Source organism: Nonomuraea sp. LP-02 (genome assembly GCF_036289125.1).
Classification (GTDB): domain Bacteria; phylum Actinomycetota; class Actinomycetes; order Streptosporangiales; family Streptosporangiaceae; genus Nonomuraea; species Nonomuraea bangladeshensis.
Genome location: NZ_JAXCLK010000001.1, coordinates 2,410,991 through 2,428,150, shown reverse-complemented (window position 1 = coordinate 2,428,150; position 17,160 = coordinate 2,410,991). Strand labels below are relative to the sequence as shown.

General features: G+C 73.4%; 18 protein-coding genes. 7 read left to right on the top strand and 11 right to left on the bottom strand.

Going from position 1 to position 17,160, the window contains the following annotated elements; all coding sequences use genetic code 11:
• Window positions 1–35: 35 nt before the first annotated feature.
• The 8 genes from SMD20_RS11290 to SMD20_RS11255 form a co-directional block, all read right to left on the bottom strand.
• Window positions 36–656: a vitamin K epoxide reductase family protein gene (locus SMD20_RS11290; protein ID WP_329578757.1), complete on the bottom strand. Its 621-nt coding sequence runs from the start codon at window positions 654–656 to the stop codon at window positions 36–38.
• Window positions 657–664: 8 nt separating this feature from the next.
• Window positions 665–1,417 carry a DsbA family protein gene (locus SMD20_RS11285; protein WP_329578754.1) on the bottom strand — a complete coding sequence of 251 codons (753 nt, stop codon included), beginning with the start codon at window positions 1,415–1,417 and terminating at the stop codon, window positions 665–667.
• 98 nt (window positions 1,418–1,515) lie between these two features.
• Window positions 1,516–2,508 carry a M24 family metallopeptidase gene (locus tag SMD20_RS11280; protein WP_329578751.1) on the bottom strand — a complete coding sequence of 331 codons (993 nt, stop codon included), beginning with the start codon at window positions 2,506–2,508 and terminating at the stop codon, window positions 1,516–1,518.
• Complete coding sequence (locus tag SMD20_RS11275) at window positions 2,505–3,437, bottom strand: ABC transporter ATP-binding protein (RefSeq protein ID WP_329578748.1); 933 nt, start codon at window positions 3,435–3,437, stop codon at window positions 2,505–2,507. Before SMD20_RS11275 ends, SMD20_RS11280 begins: the two co-directional genes overlap by 4 nt.
• Window positions 3,434–4,210, bottom strand: coding sequence for an ABC transporter ATP-binding protein (locus SMD20_RS11270; RefSeq protein WP_329578745.1), 777 nt, complete (start codon window positions 4,208–4,210; stop codon window positions 3,434–3,436). Before SMD20_RS11270 ends, SMD20_RS11275 begins: the two co-directional genes overlap by 4 nt.
• A complete protein-coding gene (locus SMD20_RS11265; protein WP_329578742.1) occupies window positions 4,207–5,067 on the bottom strand; it encodes an ABC transporter permease in 861 nt (286 codons plus the stop codon). Before SMD20_RS11265 ends, SMD20_RS11270 begins: the two co-directional genes overlap by 4 nt.
• Window positions 5,064–6,125 (bottom strand): ABC transporter permease, encoded by a 1,062-nt coding sequence (locus SMD20_RS11260; RefSeq protein ID WP_329578739.1) that lies wholly within the window; start codon window positions 6,123–6,125, stop codon window positions 5,064–5,066. The genes SMD20_RS11265 and SMD20_RS11260 overlap by 4 nt, the downstream gene beginning before the upstream one ends.
• Window positions 6,126–7,709 carry an ABC transporter substrate-binding protein gene (locus SMD20_RS11255; protein ID WP_329578736.1) on the bottom strand — a complete coding sequence of 528 codons (1,584 nt, stop codon included), beginning with the start codon at window positions 7,707–7,709 and terminating at the stop codon, window positions 6,126–6,128.
• 108 nt (window positions 7,710–7,817) lie between these two features.
• Here SMD20_RS11255 and SMD20_RS11250 point away from each other — a divergent pair, with 108 nt between their 5' ends.
• Window positions 7,818–8,459, top strand: coding sequence for an Lrp/AsnC family transcriptional regulator (locus tag SMD20_RS11250; RefSeq protein WP_329578733.1), 642 nt, complete (start codon window positions 7,818–7,820; stop codon window positions 8,457–8,459).
• 10 nt (window positions 8,460–8,469) lie between these two features.
• Here the strand turns inward: SMD20_RS11250 and SMD20_RS11245 are convergent, their stop codons facing one another.
• Window positions 8,470–8,808 carry a hypothetical protein gene (locus tag SMD20_RS11245; RefSeq protein WP_329578731.1) on the bottom strand — a complete coding sequence of 113 codons (339 nt, stop codon included), beginning with the start codon at window positions 8,806–8,808 and terminating at the stop codon, window positions 8,470–8,472.
• A gap of 224 nt (window positions 8,809–9,032) precedes the next feature.
• On the opposite strand from SMD20_RS11245, the gene SMD20_RS11240 reads away from it, so the two are divergent.
• The 6 genes from SMD20_RS11240 to SMD20_RS11215 all read left to right on the top strand — a co-directional run bounded on the left by SMD20_RS11240 (window position 9,033) and on the right by SMD20_RS11215 (window position 15,064).
• On the top strand, window positions 9,033–9,800 hold the full coding sequence (locus tag SMD20_RS11240; protein WP_329578728.1) for a bestrophin-like domain: 768 nt from the start codon (window positions 9,033–9,035) through the stop codon (window positions 9,798–9,800).
• Window positions 9,801–9,919: 119 nt separating this feature from the next.
• A complete protein-coding gene (locus SMD20_RS11235; protein ID WP_329578726.1) occupies window positions 9,920–10,885 on the top strand; it encodes a hypothetical protein in 966 nt (321 codons plus the stop codon).
• 89 nt (window positions 10,886–10,974) lie between these two features.
• Window positions 10,975–11,769, top strand: coding sequence for a phosphotransferase enzyme family protein (locus SMD20_RS11230; RefSeq protein ID WP_329578725.1), 795 nt, complete (start codon window positions 10,975–10,977; stop codon window positions 11,767–11,769).
• 150 nt (window positions 11,770–11,919) lie between these two features.
• Complete coding sequence (locus SMD20_RS11225) at window positions 11,920–12,879, top strand: coiled-coil domain-containing protein (RefSeq protein ID WP_329578722.1); 960 nt, start codon at window positions 11,920–11,922, stop codon at window positions 12,877–12,879.
• Window positions 12,880–12,935: 56 nt separating this feature from the next.
• Window positions 12,936–13,787, top strand: coding sequence for a DUF1963 domain-containing protein (locus SMD20_RS11220; protein ID WP_329578719.1), 852 nt, complete (start codon window positions 12,936–12,938; stop codon window positions 13,785–13,787).
• 125 nt (window positions 13,788–13,912) lie between these two features.
• A complete protein-coding gene (locus SMD20_RS11215; RefSeq protein WP_329578716.1) occupies window positions 13,913–15,064 on the top strand; it encodes an amidohydrolase family protein in 1,152 nt (383 codons plus the stop codon).
• 25 nt (window positions 15,065–15,089) lie between these two features.
• Here the strand turns inward: SMD20_RS11215 and SMD20_RS11210 are convergent, their stop codons facing one another.
• Together SMD20_RS11210 and SMD20_RS11205 are read right to left on the bottom strand one after the other, a co-directional pair.
• On the bottom strand, window positions 15,090–16,004 hold the full coding sequence (locus tag SMD20_RS11210) for a pirin family protein (protein WP_329578713.1): 915 nt from the start codon (window positions 16,002–16,004) through the stop codon (window positions 15,090–15,092).
• Between the two features lie 33 nt (window positions 16,005–16,037).
• The gene (locus SMD20_RS11205) at window positions 16,038–17,159 is read right to left on the bottom strand and encodes an MBL fold metallo-hydrolase (protein WP_329578711.1); all 1,122 of its coding nucleotides are present in this window, start codon (window positions 17,157–17,159) and stop codon (window positions 16,038–16,040) included.
• Window position 17,160 lies beyond the last annotated feature (1 nt).

Genomic DNA, 17,160 nt, shown 5'->3' with positions numbered 1-17,160 from the left:
TGTGATCGACCGCGAACCAGCGTAGCCGAGCAGGGTCAGGCGAACAGGGCGGGCCCGTACCGCAGCACGATCAGCAGCGCCAGCGCGAGGAGCCAGATCGTCACGGCCAGCGCGTCGAGGTCGGCGTCGACGGCCCGGCGCAGCGCCCCCTGCGCGCGGCGGGGCAGGTACAGGTTGCCGTCGCGGATGTTGACGTGCGTCAGCGTGGACCAGACCAGCGTCGTCGAGACGGTCACCAGCAGGCACCACGGGCACAGCGCGCCGATGACGTACATCGACTGCGACAGCAGCCAGTACGCGAAGACCAGCCCGAGCGTGTAGACCACCTGCGCCGCGAACATGAACCAGCGCGGGAAGCGCGCCCCGCCGAGCGCGGCCGTCGCGATCGTGATGACGACCGGCTCGCAGATCAGCCCGAGGAAGGCGTTGGGGAAGCCGAACAGGTGGGCCTGCCACGAGCTGCCGACCGTGCCGCAGCTCACCACGCTGTTGATGTCGCAGGACAGGTCGGCGGCCGGGTCGGCGGCCAGCCGCAGCGCGTCCACCGACAGCACGAACGACGCGGTCAGGCTGAGGCACGCCGACAGGAGCATGGTGCCGTAGAGCCAGCCGTTCGAGTGCCGTAAGACGTGCAGCCGGGGGAGCACCCCGGTCACGGACCGGCTCATCCGGCCGCCGCCGTGAGCGCCTGGGTCAGGGGGCCGGCGGTGTAGAGATCGCCCTGGAACGCCTTCCCGCCGATCCGCACGGTCGGCGTGCCGGTGACGCCGGACGCGAACGCCGCCTGCGTCGCGGAGGCCGCCCACGCCTCGAAGTCCCGCCGCGCGAAGGCGGTCACCACGTCCGCGGGAACCCCGGCCCCGCGCGCCAGCTCGGCGATCCGCTCGTTGGTGAGCCCCTTGCCGCCCTCGGCCGGCTGGTACGCGAACAGGGCCGCGCTGAACGCCAGGACCTTGTCCGGCGCGCGGTCGGCGACGGTGGCGACGGCGTTCGCGGCCCGCGTGGAGTAGCGGGTGCCGCTGCTCGCCTGGTCGAGGAAGGCCAGCGGGTGCAGCTCCAGCCGTACGGTGCCGGCCTCGACCAGCCGCGCCACCTCGGCGCCGTTGGCCGTCTCGAAGCGCCCGCAGAACGGGCACATGTAGTCGAGGTAGACCTCCAGCTTCACCGGCGCGTCCGCGCGGCCGAGGGCGAGCGCGCCGCCCGCCGTCGCGATGGCCGGGGCCGGGCCGGACCCCGCGGCGGGGGAGGACTTGCTCCCCGCCGCGTTCACGAGGGCGATCACGATCGCCACCACCAGTCCCGCGATGATCAGACCGCCGCCGATCGCGACCAGGTGGATCCGTTTCCTCCTGCGCCGCCCGGCGGCGGCGCGGGCCTCGCGCAGCTCGCGCGACCTGCTCCGTGCCTCGGTGCTCATGGCTGCCAGCCTGGGGCATCGGGGCGGGCGCGCACCTGGGCCGAAGGGTCCCGATCTTGAGGCCGTTGGTCCCGGATCGGGCGATCCGCGCTACCCCGTCACCGGTCGAGCACCTGGAGCGGCGGCGGCCCGCCGCTCAGCACCAGCGGCCCGGACTCCGTGCAGGCCACGACGTCCGCCACCCGCGCGCCGAACAGGTCGGGCACGTAGATCGCCGGCTCCAGGCAGAGCGTCATGCCGGCCGAGAGGGGCACGTCCTCGCCCAGCCAGGGCCCCTCCTCGGGGCCGAGGCCGACGCCGCGCCCGGCGTGCGCGGCGGCGAAGCGGCCGTAGCCGCTGGCGTCGATGACCTCGCCGACGGCCCCGGCGACGGCGCTGGCGGGCGCGGCCGGCCGGGCCGCCGCCAGACCGGCCCGGTGGGCGGCCACCACCACCGTGTACATGGCCTCGAAGTCCTCCGGCGGCTCGGCGACCGCGAACACCCGCGCGACCTCCGCGCAGTAGCCGCCCCACCGGCCGCACAACGACACCGCCAGCGCGTCCCCGGGATTGATCACCCGGCCGCCCGGCAGGTGCCCCGGCCTGGCCGTGTGCTCGCCGGCCGCCACGCGCAGCCCCAGCACCTCCTCGCAGCCCGACTCCAGCGCCAGCAGCCGCAGCCGGGCGGCCATCGCCCGCTCGGTCGCGCCGAACCAGGCCAGCTCGCGCGCCTGCCGCAGCACCTCCTCGGCCCGCAGCGCCGCCCGCTCGACGGCGGCCACCTCGTGCGGCTCCTTGCGCAGCCGCAGCGGCGCGAGCACCGCCGACGCGGGCACCAGCTCGGCCTCGATCGTCATGCCGAACAGCTCGCGCACCCGCATCTCCGGGTCCACCCCGACGCGCCGCGCGCCCGGGGGCACCAGCGCGGCCGGGTCGCCGGTCTCGACGGCGGCGTCCCCGGTCACGACGAGGAAGCCGGCCCCGTCCCGGCCGCCGAGGAAGCGGAAGTCCGGCGAGGGCCGCAGCACTAACGCGTCCACCCCGGCCGCGGCCATCGCGGCGCGGGCGGCGGCCAGCCGGACCGCCCGCCCGGCCTCCGGCAGCGGCGTCACTTCGGCTCGTGCAGCCAGCAGGCGACCGGCCCGAACGCCGGGTCCTCCTCCCGGCACCGGTCCATGACCAGCGGGCAGCGCGGATGGAAGCGGCATCCGGCGGGCGGCGCGGCCGGGTCGGGCACGTCGCCGGGCAGCTCCGCGGGCAGCACGCCCATCCCGTCGGGACGCGGGATGGCCGCGAGCAGCGCCTTCGTGTACGGGTGCCGCGGCTCGGCCCACACCTCCTCGGTCCGCCCCACCTCGACGATCCGCCCCAGGTACATGACGGCCACCCGGTCGGCGATCAGCCTCACCACGGACAGGTCGTGGCTGATGAACAGCAGCCCCGCGCCCGACTCCACGGCGAGGTCGCGCATGAGCCTGGCCACCTGCGCCTGCGCGGAGGCGTCCAGCGCCGAGATCGGCTCGTCGCCGATCAGCAGCCGCGGCCGGGCGGCCAGCGCCCGCGCGATCGCCACCCGCTGCCGCTGCCCGCCGGAGAACTCGTGCGGGTGCCGCCCGGCGAACTCGCGCGGCAGCCCCACCCGTTCCAGCAGGTCGGCGGGGGAGGTGGTGGTGTCGCCCGCGGTCCGCAGCCCGTCGGCGATCTGGTCGCCGACCCGGCGGCGCGGGTTCAGCGACGTGTACGGATCCTGGAACACCATCTGGACGCCGGTGTGCCGCCGCCGGCGCAGCCCGAGCGGCGTGACCGGCTCCCCCTCGAAGGTGATCGACCCGCCGCTGACCGGGCCGAGCCCGCACACCGCCCGCGCCAGCGTGGACTTGCCGCACCCGGACTCGCCGACCAGCCCCACGACCTCGCCGGGGCCGACCCGCAGGCTCGCGCCCGCCACGGCCCGCACGGGAGGCCGGCCGGAGGTGCGGTGCTCGACGACCAGATCGTCCACCGCCAGCAGGGGAGCTGTCGTCGTGGGCAGGGGGGTCATCGCACCTCCGCGTCGGGCAGGGACTCCAGCAGGGACCGGGTGTACGGGTGCTCCGGCCTGCGCAGCACCCGGACGCGCGGCCCGGACTCCACGACCAGGCCGTCCTTCATCACGCTCACCTCGTCGGCGACCGCCGACATCACGCCGAGGTCGTGGGTGACCAGCAGCACCGCGAGGCCCAGCTCGTCGCACAGGCCGCGCAGCAGGCGCAGCACGCCGGCCTGCACGGTCACGTCGAGCGCGGTCGTCGGCTCGTCGGCGATCAGCACCTTCGGCGAGCAGGCCAGCGCCACGGCGATGGCGATGCGCTGCCGCATGCCCCCGGAGAACTGGTGGGGATAGCGCCGGTACGCCTCCTCGGCGCCCGGGATGCGTACCTTGCCGAGCAGCTCCACGGCCCGCGCCCGCGCCTCGGCCTTGCCGAGCCCGAGGTGGTGGCGCATGTGCTCGGTGAGCTGCCGGCCGACGGTCAGCATGGGGTGCAGGCTGGTGGCCGGGTCCTGGAAGACCATGGCGACCTCGCCGCCGCGTACCTTGTTGAGCTCCTTGGGCGGCAGCGTCAGCAGGTCGCGCCCGCCGAGCCGGATCGCCCCGGTGGCGCGCGAGCCGTGCGGCAGCAGCCCCAGCACCGCGAGGCCCGTCATGGTCTTGCCCGACCCGCTCTCGCCGGCCAGGCCGTGCACCTTGCCGGGCTCCAGCCGCAGGTCCACGCCGCGCAGCACGTCCCGTCCCGCGATCGTCACCTTGAGCCCGGCGATGTCGAGTGCGGTCACAGCGCACGCTCCTTGATCGCACGGGCGGTACGCGGGTCGAGCGCGTCACGCAGGGTGTCGCCGAGGAAGTTGAACGCCAGCACCACGGTCAGGATCGCCAGGCCGGGGAAGGTCGCCACCCACCAGCTGTCGAACACCTCGACGCCGGAGGCCACCATCGCCCCCCACTCGGGGGACGGCGGCTTGGCGCCGAGCCCCAGGAACGACAGGCCCGACAGCAGCAGCAGCGCGGTGCCGATGTCCAGGGTGGCCAGCACCAGGACGGGGCCGGTGATGTTGGGCAGCACGTCCACCCGCAGCGAGCGCCACACCGAGAAGCCCAGCAGCCGCCCGCTCAGCACGAACTCCCGCTCGCGGATCCCCAGCACCAGCCCGCGCGTGACGCGGGCGTAGGAGGGCCAGGCGACGACGAGCACCGCCAGCACCGCGTTGGCGAGGCTCGCGCCGAGCGCGGCCGCCACCACCATGGCGAGGATCACCGTCGGGAACGCGAACACCAGGTCCGCCACCCGCATGATCGTCTCGTCGGCCCAGCGGCCGAAGTACCCCGCGCAGGCGCCCAGCAGGCCGCCGATCGCCACCGACAGCATCACCAGCAGCAGCGTCAGCGGGATCGACACCCGCGCGCCGTAGAGGACGCGGCTGAGGATGTCGCGGCCGAGCTGGTCGGTGCCGAACCAGTGCCCGGGTCCCGGCGGAGCCAGCCTGGGCAGGTCCTGGGCGAGCGGGTCGTGCGGGGCCAGCAGCGGCGCGGCCAGCACCACGACCAGCCAGATCGCCGCCAGCACCGCGCCGCTCACGGCCAGCGGCTGCCGCCACGCCTCGGGCAGCCTCGCGAGGAGGCTCGCGCGTCTCATTGCAACCTCACTCGGGGGTCGATGACGCCGTACAGGACGTCCACGACCAGGTTGATGGCCAGGTAGACGACGCCCACGACCAGGCCGACGCCCATGACGGCGGGCAGGTCGAGGGTGGTCGCGCTCTTGTACGCGTACTGGCCGATGCCGGGCCAGGCGAAGATCGCCTCCACCAGCACCGTGCCGGACAGCAGGGAGCCGAAGGCGAGGCCCGCCACCGTGATGACCGGCACCAGGGCCGAGCGCAGCACGTAACGGAAGAGGATCACTCGGCCGGGCAGGCCCTTCGCGCGCGCGGCCCGCACGTAGTCCTGTCCCAGCACCTCCAGCACCGCCGAGCGGGTGAAGCGGGTGAGCAGGCCGATCGTGTAGAGCGCCAGCACCAGGGCGGGGGTGACCAGGTGCCCGGCGGCGGAGGCGAAGATGTCCCACCGGCCGGCGATCAGCGCGTCCACCGTCTGCAGCCCGGTCACCGGCGGGGCCGAGCCGAGCGCCACGTCCACGCGGCCGCTGCCGGGGGTGATCTGCAGGCGGTAGAAGAACACGTAGAACGCCATCAGCGCCAGCCAGAACGTCGGCACCGAGATGCCGATGAGGCTGACCACGCGCAGCGTGTGGTCGGCGAGGCGGTCCCTGCGCAGCGCGGCGATCACGCCGAAGGCCACGCCCAGCACCAGCGACACCAGGATCGCCGCGCCGGCCAGCTCCAGCGTCGCCGGCACGAACTCGGCGAGGTCGGCGGCGACCGGCCGGTGGCTCTGCTGGCTGGTGCCGAAGTCGCCGTGCAGCAGGCCCTGCAGGTGCAGGAGGTACTGCTGCCAGAGCGGCTTGTCCAGGCCGTGCTCGGCCCGCCACTGCGCCACGATGGCCGGGTCGCCGAGCGCCCGCTGGCCCAGGTTGGCGGCCACGGGGTCGCCGGGCACCAGGTTCGTCAGCACGAACGTGACGAGCGTGATGCCCCAGGCCATGAGCACGGCGAGCAGCACCCGGCGCACGAGGAACCGGGCGAGCGGGGGAACCCGCCGCCCGGTCCGCTCGCGCGTCGCGTCCGGCTTCATCTACTTCGCGCCGAGGTCGGCGACGTCGACCGTCCACACCGGGTGGTACTCCAGCCCGGTCACCGACGCGGCGGTGACGATGTTCTGGCTCGCCTGGATGAGCGGGACGAACGGGCCGGCCGCGTTGAGCTTGTTCTGCATGTCGGCGTAGGCGCTCTTGCGGGCGTCGTCGCCGACCGCCTCGGCGGCCTTCACGCCGGCGGCCTCGATCTCCTTGGCCGCGCCCTCCTTCCAGCCGGCGCGCAGGCCGACCGTATTGCCGGGCAGGAAGGCCAGGTAGTCGCTCGGGTCCGGGTAGTCAGGGCCCCAGTACCACAGGCCCATCTCCTCCTTGCCGTTGCGGTAGTTGTCGAGCGCGGTCGTCACCGGCGCGGGCTGCAGGTCCACCGTGATGCCGACCTCCTTGAGGTTGGCCTGGATGCGCTCGGCGAGCGGCTGGAACGACAGGCCGTTCACGGTCAGCTCGCTCGGGTACTCCAGCTTCACCGTGGGGTTCGACAGGCCGCTCGCGGCCAGCGCCGCCTTCGCGCCCTCGACGTCCCGCTTGGGCGCCTGCTCGGGCGGCAGCGCGCCGAGCAGCTGCGACGGGATGATGCCCGGCGCCTGCGTGGCGCCCTCGCCGGCCAGCTCCAGCAGACCCGCGTAGTCGACGCCCTTGCGCACGGCCTCGACGAACTTGGCGTTCGGCGTGGTCTTGCTGATCGAGGAGTCCTGGTTGGCCAGCAGGAACAGCACGTTCGCCGAGGCGGTCTTCTTCACCTGCAGCGTCGAGGGCATGCCGGTGACCTGGTCGCCGGACAGGTTGAGCGCGATCTGGCTGTCGCCGCGCTGGACGTTCAGCTTCTGCGTGGAGGCCTCGACGTTGCGCAGCACGACCTTGTCGTAGGCGGGCTTGGTCCCGTAGTACTTGGGGTTCGCCTTGAGCGTGACCTGGCTGCTGACGTTGAACGACTCGATCGTGTACGGGCCCGACCCGGCGGAGCTGGAGTTCAGCCACTGCTCGGCCTTGTCCTGCGCGTCCGCGGTCGCGCCGTGCTCCTTGGCGAGCTTGCTGTTGAGGATGCCGAGCGCCGGGTTCGGCAGGATGTACGGCAGCGCCGGGTTGGCCGTCTTCGACGTCAGCGTGACCGTCGTGTCGTCGGTCTTGGCCACCTCGACGCCGTCCAGCAGGAACGACGGGGTGCCCTTCATGTCACGCACGCGGGTCAGCGAGAACACCACGTCGTCGGCGGTGACCGGCGAGCCGTCGGCGAAGGTCGAGCCCTGCTTGAGCTTCAGCGTCAGCGTCTTGCCGTCCTCGCTCAGCTCGTACGACTCGGCGAGCGCGGGCACCGGCTTGGTCACGTCGGCGCCGTCGAAGGTGAGCAGCGTCTCGTAGACGGCCTTGCCGACGATCAGGCCGGTCGGCTCGTACGTGCGGCCGGGGTCGGCGGTCTTCAGGTCGAAGGACGTGTCGATGACGAGCGTCTTGCCGCCACCGCCGCCGTTCGCGGGGGCCTGCGACGACGTGCCGCCGCTACCGCAGGCGGCGAGGGTCAGCGCACCGGCGAGCAGCACGGCCGCCTTCTGCGAGCGGGTCGCCATGGAGGTCCTCCAAGATCTGGACGTTCAGGTGAGAGATGCCGAGGATTGTGCGGCAGATCGTCCAGGTACTGTGCGGTCACTGAGACGTATATAAAGGTCAGTGAGGTAATGATGAGTGAAATTTCCAGAAATGGGCACAGCGGGAGCGGTCAGCCTGGACGGATCGGCATCGGTCTGGAGCTGGACGACATCCATTTGAAGATCCTTGAGATCCTGCGCGAGAACGGCAGGATCTCGGTCGCCGCGCTGGCCGAACGGGTCGGCATCTCCCGGGCCAACGCCTACACGCGCTTCGAGGCGTTGCGCGCGGACGGCGCGATCAAGCGCTTCACCGCCGAGATCGACCACGGGCGCGCCGGGCTCGGCATCACCGCCCTGATCTTCGTGACCGTACGCCAGCAGATGTGGAAGCAGTTCCGGGCCGAGCTGGCCCGGATGCCCGAGGTGGAGTACTGCGCCATCACCACCGGCCAGCACGACGCCATGATCCAGGTGCGGGTGGCGGACGTCGCGGCCGTGCACACCATGGTCACCGACCGGCTGGCCAACATCCCCGCGGTCAAGGCCACCGAGACGGTGTTCATCCTGGACGAGGTGCTGCGGCGGCCGTACGTGCTGCCCGGCGACGGCCGCCAGGCCGCCCGGCAGGCACGCCGCCCGGCCCAGGAGGAGCGGGACGACGTGCCGCTCGGCAAGATGCGCTTCGTCGGCGCCGCCGAGGGCCGGGCCGCCCTGCGCAAGGACGACTGACCCCTGTCCCCTATCGGGCGAGTTCCCTGCACACACTGACGTGCGGCGTGTCGTCACCGTCGAAACTGAACTCCTCCACCAGGCGCAGCAGCCCGTCCTCGCCCGTCTCCAGGCGGCTGCTGCTCCGGCCGGCGGCCGTGCCGCCCGCCTTCAACGCGTGCACGTACGAGATCTGCACGTCCTCGCCCTCGCGGGTGCCCACGAAGCGCCCCTGGATGACGGTGTCGCCCGTGTAGCTGCCCCACACCAGCCCGTCGGACTCCCAGTAGTGGAACTCCGTCGGGCTGTCCGGGTCCACCGCGCTCGCGGTCGAGCTCACCATCACGAATTTACGGTCGTTGAGATTCACGGACCCATGGTCCACACATTTCCGGGACATCACCGCGCGGCTGGACGAATGGTCAGCCCCCTCGGTCACGCCGGCCAATCCGTCCAGCGGCCGGGCCGCCCCCGGCTCCCACCGACTCACGTTCGCACGCATTGCCACGGCTTTACCTTTCCGGGCCTCACGCCATCATTGCACGGTGTGATAGTAATGTGACACTGCGTATCCGGAGTTCTTCGGGAGATCATATGGTGGCGTACGCGCTCTCGATCCTCGCGGCCGGCGGTGTGGTGGTGCTCGCCGCGCTGCTGTTCCGCAAGGTCCGCCGGGCGGAGGACGACCGAGATCCCGGCGGCCCCTCCGCCGGTCACGCCGGATCGATGCTGTCGGCCCTGTTCCTGCTGGTGTTCGCCATCGCGATCATCGTGCCGTGGACCACCGCCGACGCCGCCCGGCAGAACACCCACGCCGAGAGCCAGGCCGCGATCAACGCCTACTGGGCCGCCGCCGCCCTGCCCCCCGACGACGCCCGCCAGGTCCGCTCCGCGCTGCGCGACTACATCACCTTCGTGGTCCGCGACGAGTGGCCCCTCATGGCCCAGGGTCACATGGACCCGGTCGGCGCCGCCCGGATGGACGCCCTGCGCGGCCGCGTCAGCGCTCTGACGGTCAGCGGCACCGCCCAGGAGGACGCCAAGACCGACCTGCTCGCACACCTCGGCTCCGTCTCCAGCGCGCGGGCCCAGCGCGCCGCCGACGCCGCCGCCACGCCGCCCGACGGCCTGCTGTTCCTGACCGTCCTCACGGGGCTCGTGGTGCTCGTCTTCCCCTTCATGGCCGGGGCCCGGCCGCGCGGGCTCACCCTGCTGCCGATGCTCGCCATGGGCGCCCTGCTCGGCTTCGGCGTCTACCTGACCTGGGACATCTCCCACGCCTTCGCCGGCCCCCTGGCGGTGGGGCCGGAGCCTTTCCAGGCGGCGCTGCAGGAGTTCGCCCGGATCGGCGGGGGCATGTGAGTACCGACGATTCGCAAGCCACCACCCCCCACTCCGAACCTTCGGCCCCGGCACGACCCTCTGCCGGAGGGGCCGGTGCTGAGCCTCCGGGGGCCGCACTCCCGGACGAGGGGGGTCCGGTGGGGGGTGGGTACCGCGTCGCGTCGTTGACGCTGCTCGCCGTCGCACTGCTCGCCGCCGCGGTCGCGGGCCCCGTGGTCGCCGACGAGGCGCGCTCCGGGGCGTCGCTCGCCGCGTACCCCCAGGTCTCGGCGCATCCGCCTGAGCTGCTGGGAGGTGGCGCGCTGCCGGACCTCCCCGGAGGGAAGGCCCCGAGGGATGGCTCGATGCACGCCGCCGGCGTGGCGGACGCCGGGGTGCGGGCGAGGAAGGTCCATGTCCGGGCGTCGGCACCTGGCGACCGGGACGGCAAGGTCCCGGTCGGCGGTTCTGTGCCCGGTGTCCGGGGTGGCAAGGTTCCGGTCGATGGTTCCGTGCCCGGTGGGCGCGGGACCAAGGTCCCGGTCGGCGGTGCGGTGCCGGGGATGCGGGGCCACAAGCTGCCCCGCGCCGGTGCGATGCCACAGGTGAAGACGAGCAAGGTGCCCGATGGCAGATCCGTGCCCGGGGTGCGGGCGGGGAAGGTCCCGACGGGTGGAGCTGTGCGACCGGGGAAGGTGTCGCGGGACGGCTCGGTGGCGGGGGTGCGGGTGGGCCAGGCGCCGGTTCCGCACGTGTCGATCGCCGGCCGGCCGCCGACCGGGCGCCTCATCCCCAAGGTCACCGTGCCGGGGATGACGATCTACCCCAGGGCCGTGTGCGAGGGCGACGTACAGGTGGGGCAGTGCTCCCAGCGCGGCACGCCCCCTTCCACGCCCCGCCCGCCGGGCGCGCCGCCCGTCGTCCCGGTCCGCGCGGCGGTCACGCCCACGCCGGCCCCGACGCCGGCCCCGTCCCCGAGCCTCACCCCGCCGGCCCGCGTGCGGCAGGCCGCGGCTCCGCCGCCGGCCCGCCGCAAGAACCCGCTGGGATCCGTCCTGGTCATGGTGGTCCTGGTGACCACGATCGCCTCCACCACCGCCGTCGCCTTCGGCGCACGCCGCTGACCCCGTCCCGCTGACCCCGGCCGTTCCTGGCAGGTGTGTGGCACACTGGCCGCCGGCTGTCGTCGGTACGCGCGGGCGGGAGAGAGGCCGTGGAGGAACTGCTCGGGGGGAGTGTCAACCGGGTCGTCAGGGCCGGCGACACCGTACGCCGTCTGACCGGCCCCTGGACGCCGGCCGTGCACGCCCTGCTCACCCACCTGGCCGAGCACGGGTTCACGGGCGCGCCCCGCGCCCATGGCGTCGATGAGCAGGGGCGGGAGATCCTCGACCACGTGCCCGGCGAGGTCCCCGACTACCCGCTGCCCGCGTGGGCGCTGGCCGACGACGTGCTGGCGGGCGTCGCCAGGCTGCTGCGCGACTTCCATGACGCGACCGCCGGCTTCCCGACGGATCCGGGGCTGACGTGGTACTTCCCGCCCGTGAGCCCGGCGGAGGTCATCTGTCACGGCGACGTGGCCCCGTACAACTGCGTGTTCAGGGACGGGCGGCCGGTGGCGTTCATCGACTTCGACACCGCGCATCCCGGTCCGCGGGTCTGGGACGTGGCCTACGCCGCCTACCGTTTCGTCCCGCTCTCCGATCCCCTGCAGATGGACGGACCCCCGGTGGACGGCCAGGCGCGCAGGCTGCGGCTGTTCGCGGACGCGTACGGGCTGGATCCCGCCGGGCGTGACGCGCTGATCGACACCGCGCGGGCCCGGCTCGCGCACCTGGTCCGGCACATGCGCGAGCAGGCCGCGGCCGGGCATCCCGGGTTCGCGAGCCACCTCGAACGCGGCGACGACCGCTTCTACCTGACCGACGACGAGCACCTCGCCCGGCACCGCGACACCTTCAGCCGGGCGTTGCGCGCCCGCCCGCAGGACACCCCACCCCCGCGCTAGGGGTACCCGTAATCGTCATAAAGTGCATACCGCCGCTTGTGATCCTCTACCATCACACCTCGGACAGAGGGCCCGGCCCTGTGGCTCGGGAGAAGGAGAAGTGTGGCGGCTGAGTCCCCCGCTCCGCGGTCATGCGTCCCGCGACGATCGGTGCGGTGGCGTCCGGTCCTCGCCGCCGTCTGCGCCGGACTCCTCGCCGGGGCGACCCCGGCGCAGGCCGAGCCGAAGCCGACGGTCAAGCAGCTCAAGAAGGAACTGGCCGGCCTGCAGAAGGACTCCGACCGGCTCATCACCGACTACTACAACAGCCGCATCGCCCACCAGAAGGCGGACAAGGCCGAGAAGGCGGCCCGCGAGAAGCTGACCGCCGCCCAGGAGGTCTTCGACCGCCACTCCACCGAGCTGCGCGCGCTGGCCGTCGCCCACTACACCGGCGCCGAACCGAACCAGACCGCCCTGCTCATCTCAGGCCAGACCCCCGAGGCGCTGCTCAGCCGCCTGGCCCTCGTCCAGCATCTCGTCTCGCTCCAGGACGCCAAGCTGCGCGGCTACGCCAAGGTCCGCGACGACCGGCAGCGGGCGCAGGAGGAGGCCACGGCCCGCGCGGAGGAGCTCGACCACACGCTGGGCGAGCTGGAGGGGCGCAAGAAGAAGGCCGAGAAGCAGATCGAGCGCATCAAGGACAAGATCGACCAGCTCTACCGGGCGCCCGGCATGCGGCCGGACGGCACGTTCGTCCCACAGCTTCCGCAGGGGGCGGACAACATCACGCCGCGCATGGCGCTGGTCAGGCAGCTCGTGAAGGAACGCTTCGAGGTGCCGTTCGGGATCGGCTGCTACCGCGCCATCCAGGACGGCGGCGAGCACCCGCTCGGCCGGGCCTGCGACTTCATGCTGAGCCGCGGCGGCGCGCTGCCGTCGGCCGCCGAGCAGGCGCGCGGCGACCAGATCGCCGCCTGGGCCACCAAGAACGCCCGCCGCCTCGGCATCATGTACGTGATCTACCGCCAGCGCATCTGGCACGCGCGCACGGGAGTCTGGCGCCCCATGTCCGACCGCGGCGGCACGACCGCCAACCACTACGACCACCCGCACATCTCCGTCTACTGATGTTCGCGGTAGCTTCCCTGAGATCATGAGCGGCCCGACGACGGCAGGGAGAGAACGTGCCGGAGCACACGACACAGGGCGCGGACGAAGTGCGGGACACGCTGCCCGAGGAACTGCGCGACCTGCTCGACCGTTTTCGCGCGACGGCGGCCGAGCACGGTCTGCCGACGGAGAACGTCGAGCGGTGGCTGCGTACCGCCCGCCGTGCCGCGATGCTGTACCCGGAGGCGGACGGCCCGGTCGTCGGCCGGTTCGGCGGCCCGTTGATGTTGCCGCCCGGCATGCCCGCGCCCGGGACCTCGGATACGGACGACCCCGTCGCCCACCAGCTCATCGCGACCATCGACCTGGCCGCGATCCCGGAAGGGGCGACCGACCTGCCCCTGCCGTCCGACGGTCACCTGTTGTTGTTCGCAGTGCCCGAGCTGGGGCTGGAGGTGGAGCTCGCCGGCAGCGCGGTCTACCTCCCGGCCGGGGTCCCCGTCGAGGAACGCCGGCAGGACCTCGACTACGAACCGTACGAGTACGACTCGCCCGAGGACCTGGACGCCGACCTGCGCGGCCAGGGTGAGCTGCGGCTGGCGCGCGCGGTGTCCCTCCCTCTCCACGGCGGTTACCACGACCTGCATTTCCGATCGGACCTGGCCCGTGTGTGGGACGAGGCCGCGGCCGAGCTGCGGCCGGCCCGGCACGTGCCGCTGCAGATCGGGGGGAACGCGGCGGACCACGAGGGCTGGGGAGATCCTGTCCGCGGGTCCGCGACAGTGCTGGAGGGGCCTGAGGACTGGGTGCTCCTCGCGCAGTGGGAGGGCCTTCCGATGGCCACGGTGTACTGGACGATGCCCCGGCAGGACCTCGCGGAGCCGCGCTTCGACCGGGTCCTCGTCCAGATGTACGCCAATCCCTGACCTCAGGCGGCGGGCGCGGCGTCCCTCAGCCGCCATGAACGATGACGCCCCACGACTCGGCGATGGTGACGGTCAGGATGTCGGTGACGCAGGCGCGTGCGGCGGAATCGGTTCACACTGGCGGCATGCTCGCCATCCGTGCCCCTCGCCTGTTCGACGGCCGGGACCTGCACCGCGACCGCGTGGTGCTCGTCGAGAACGGCCGCGTCACCGCCGTCATCTCCGGCGACCCGCCGGAGGCCGCCGCCGTCGTGGACCTGGGAGCGGACGCCACGCTGCTGCCCGGCCTCATCGACTGCCACGTCCACCTGGCCTTCGACGCGAGCCCCGACGTACTCGGCGGGCTGGAGCGGCCGGGGCTCGCCGAGCGGATGCGGCAGGCCGCCGGGCGCCAGCTCGCTGCCGGGGTCACCACCGTCCGCGACCTCGGCGACCTCGGCTACCTGGCGCTGGAGCTCGGGCTGGGGCTCGACGGGCCGGAGGTCCTGGCCGCCGGGCCACCCATCACCACGCCACGCGGGCACTGCTGGTTCCTCGGCGGCGAGGCGGCGGGGGAGCGGGAGGTGCGCGCGGCGGTGCGCGAGCGGGCGGCCCGCGGCGCGCACGTCGTCAAGATGATGGTGACCGGCGGCGAGATGACGCCCGGCTCCCGCTCTCACCTCCTCCAGTACGGCCCCGCCGAGCTGAGGGCCGCCGCCGGCGAGGCCCACGCGCACGGCCTGCCGATCACCGGGCACGCCCACTGCGCGGCGGGCATCGCCGCCGCCCTGGACGCCGGGTTCGACTCGATCGAGCACTGCTCGTTCTTCACCGAGGACTTCTACGAGCTCGACCACGCGCTGATCCGGCGGCTGGCCGCGTCCGGCGTCGTCGCCTCGCTGACCGCGGGCGTCGCGCCGGGCGCCCCGCCGCCGCCTCCGCGCATCCAGGCCCGGCTGTCGGCCGCGCTGGAGGGGCTGAGCGCCTGCTACGCCGCCGGGGTGCGCTTCGTCATCGGCACCGACGCGGGGGTCGGCCCGCCCAAACCGCATGGCGTGCTGCCGTACGGGGCGGAGATGCTGACCGGCATCGGGTACGCGCCCGTGGACGTGCTGCGCGCGATCACCTCGGTCGCGGCGGAGACCTGCCACGTGGACGGGCGCAAGGGCATGATCGCCCCCGGCCACGACGCCGACCTGCTGGCCGTCGCCGGCGACCCCCTCGCCGACATCACCGCGCTGTGCCGTCCCATCGCCGTCTACCGCATGGGCCGCCCGGTGATCGGAGAGGGCTCCTGAGTCCCTGGCGAAGGCCGGTCCTCGGTCATCTCACGCGGCCGCGCGGCTTCAGGCGGATGCCGGGCAGGACGGGTGCGGGGAGCGGGGGGCCGTCGAACCCCTCGACGACGCCGAAGCCCTCGCCTTCCGCCCACTCCTTCCTGAAGGCCGCGATCTCGTCGTGCGAGCGGCCCACGAAGTTCCACCACATGACGATCTCCTCGTCGAACGGGGCGCCGCCGACGAGCAGCACCCGTCCGCGCCCGGACAGCCTCAGCCCGCCGCGCCCCGGCGGCAGGTACGCCAGCGGACCCCGTTCCAGGCCCTCGACCTCGCCGTCGAGCAGCAGCAGCCCGTGCTCGAAGCCGGGATCGAGCGGCATCTCGCCCGTGCCGTCCACCGCGATCTCCGCGCCGGTCAGCGGGGTGTGGGCGGTGGCGGGGGAGACCGCCCCGCCCAGCGAACCCATGATCACCGTGGCGGTGAACCCGGGGCCCTCCAGGACCGGCAGCTCCGCGTGGTGCTCGAAGGAGGGCGCGTCGGCGCGGTGCTCCTCGGGCAGCGCGACCCAGAGCTGCACCCCGTGCAGCGTCGTCTCGGCGGACTCCTCGGAGTGGGAGATGCCGCGGCCGGCGGTCATGAGGTTGAGCTGCCCGGGGCGTACCCGCTGGAGGCTGCCCAGGCTGTCGCGGTGCAGCACCTCGCCGGCGAGCAGCCAGGTGACGGTCTGCAGGCCGGTGTGCGGGTGGGGCGGCACGCGCATGGCGGCCACCTCGGGGCCGTAGGCGTCGAGGAAACACCAGGCGCCGATCATGCGCCGGTGCACGCCGGGAAGGGTCCTGCTCACCGACATCGCGCGCGGCCCGCCCAGCGGCACCGCCCGCCCCTCCAGCAGCTCGCCGTCCGCGCCGGGCTCGGCGGCGCAGCGGATCTCCCGCGGCTCACGTTCCAGGTTGCTCACCCTCGCACTGTACGTCCGGTTCCCGGGGCTCGGTCAGCCCAGGGTCTCCCACCAGCCGTCCACCGCCGGGGCCTCGGCGGCGTCCACGAGCTCGCCGGGACGCGGCACGACGATGGAGACCTCGCGCGCCTTGGCCTCCCGCCACAGCCGCTCCACCGGCTCCGCCCACGGGTGCAGCGCCAGCGTGAACGACGCCCAGTGCACCGGCAGCAGCAGATTCCCGCCCAGGTCGAGGTGGGCGTTGACGGCCTCCTCCGGGTTCATGTGGATGTCCGGCCAGGCGGGGCTGTAGGCCCCGATGGGCATGAGCGTCAGGTCGAACGGCCCGTGCGCCGCCCCGATGCCCCGGTAGCCCTCGAAGTAGCCGGAGTCGCCCGCGTAGAACACCCGCTTGGCCGCGCCCGCCACCACCCACGACCCCCACAGGGTGTCGTTGCGGCGCAGGGACCGTCCCGAGAAGTGCCGGGCCGCCGTGGCGACGAAGCGCAGCCCCGCCACCTGGGCCTCCTCGTCCCAGTCCAGCTCGATGATCCGGTACGCCGGCACGCCCCACCGCTCCAGGTGCGCCCCGATGCCCAGGGGCACCAGGAACGGCGCCTTCTGCGTCCGGGTGAGCGACTGGACGGTCGCCAGGTCCAGGTGGTCGTAGTGGTCGTGGGAGATCGCGATCGCGTCGACCTGCGGCAGGTCGCCGAGCGCGACCGGCAGCGGGTGGAGCCGCTTGGGGCCGACGAGCTGGGACGGCGAGACGCGCCGGCTCCACACCGGGTCGAACAGCACCCTCTTGCCCTCGATCTCGACCAGTGTCGAGGCGTGGCCGTACCAGACGGCGCGCAGCCCGTCGGCGGGCGCCGGCCCGGTGGGCGGCACGCGCAGCGGCAGCGGGCCGGCCGGACGGCGCTCCTGCTTGTTCTTCGCCAGCTCGCCCAGCAGGCCCACCGGCGGGGTGTTCATCACATGGGTCGGCTCGGGCATCGAGTTGTAGAAGGAGCCGTCCCTGAACTGCTTCGAACGCTGGATGCGCGCCGCCCGCTCCGGGCCGGACTCCAGCGGACGCACCCCGAGCTCGGCCGGCACCTTGCGCACCACCCATCCGGCGGCGGCCAGGGCGGCGCCGCCCGCCAGGATCCGCCGTGCCGTCCGCATTCCCGCCATC

What these genes read in the sequence shown, in the direction of transcription:
- SMD20_RS11240 (WP_329578728.1), top strand. Translation starts at nt 9,033, where the DNA reads ATGGTGGCGTACGCGCTCTCGATCCTCGCGGCCGGCGGTGTGGTGGTG.
- SMD20_RS11285 (WP_329578754.1), bottom strand. Translation starts at nt 1,417, where the DNA reads ATGAGCACCGAGGCACGGAGCAGGTCGCGCGAGCTGCGCGAGGCCCGC.
- SMD20_RS11215 (WP_329578716.1), top strand. Translation starts at nt 13,913, where the DNA reads ATGCTCGCCATCCGTGCCCCTCGCCTGTTCGACGGCCGGGACCTGCAC.
- SMD20_RS11275 (WP_329578748.1), bottom strand. Translation starts at nt 3,437, where the DNA reads ATGACCCCCCTGCCCACGACGACAGCTCCCCTGCTGGCGGTGGACGAT.
- SMD20_RS11255 (WP_329578736.1), bottom strand. Translation starts at nt 7,709, where the DNA reads ATGGCGACCCGCTCGCAGAAGGCGGCCGTGCTGCTCGCCGGTGCGCTG.
- SMD20_RS11265 (WP_329578742.1), bottom strand. Translation starts at nt 5,067, where the DNA reads ATGAGACGCGCGAGCCTCCTCGCGAGGCTGCCCGAGGCGTGGCGGCAG.
- SMD20_RS11205 (WP_329578711.1), bottom strand. Translation starts at nt 17,159, where the DNA reads ATGGCGGGAATGCGGACGGCACGGCGGATCCTGGCGGGCGGCGCCGCC.
- SMD20_RS11250 (WP_329578733.1), top strand. Translation starts at nt 7,818, where the DNA reads ATGATGAGTGAAATTTCCAGAAATGGGCACAGCGGGAGCGGTCAGCCT.
- SMD20_RS11260 (WP_329578739.1), bottom strand. Translation starts at nt 6,125, where the DNA reads ATGAAGCCGGACGCGACGCGCGAGCGGACCGGGCGGCGGGTTCCCCCG.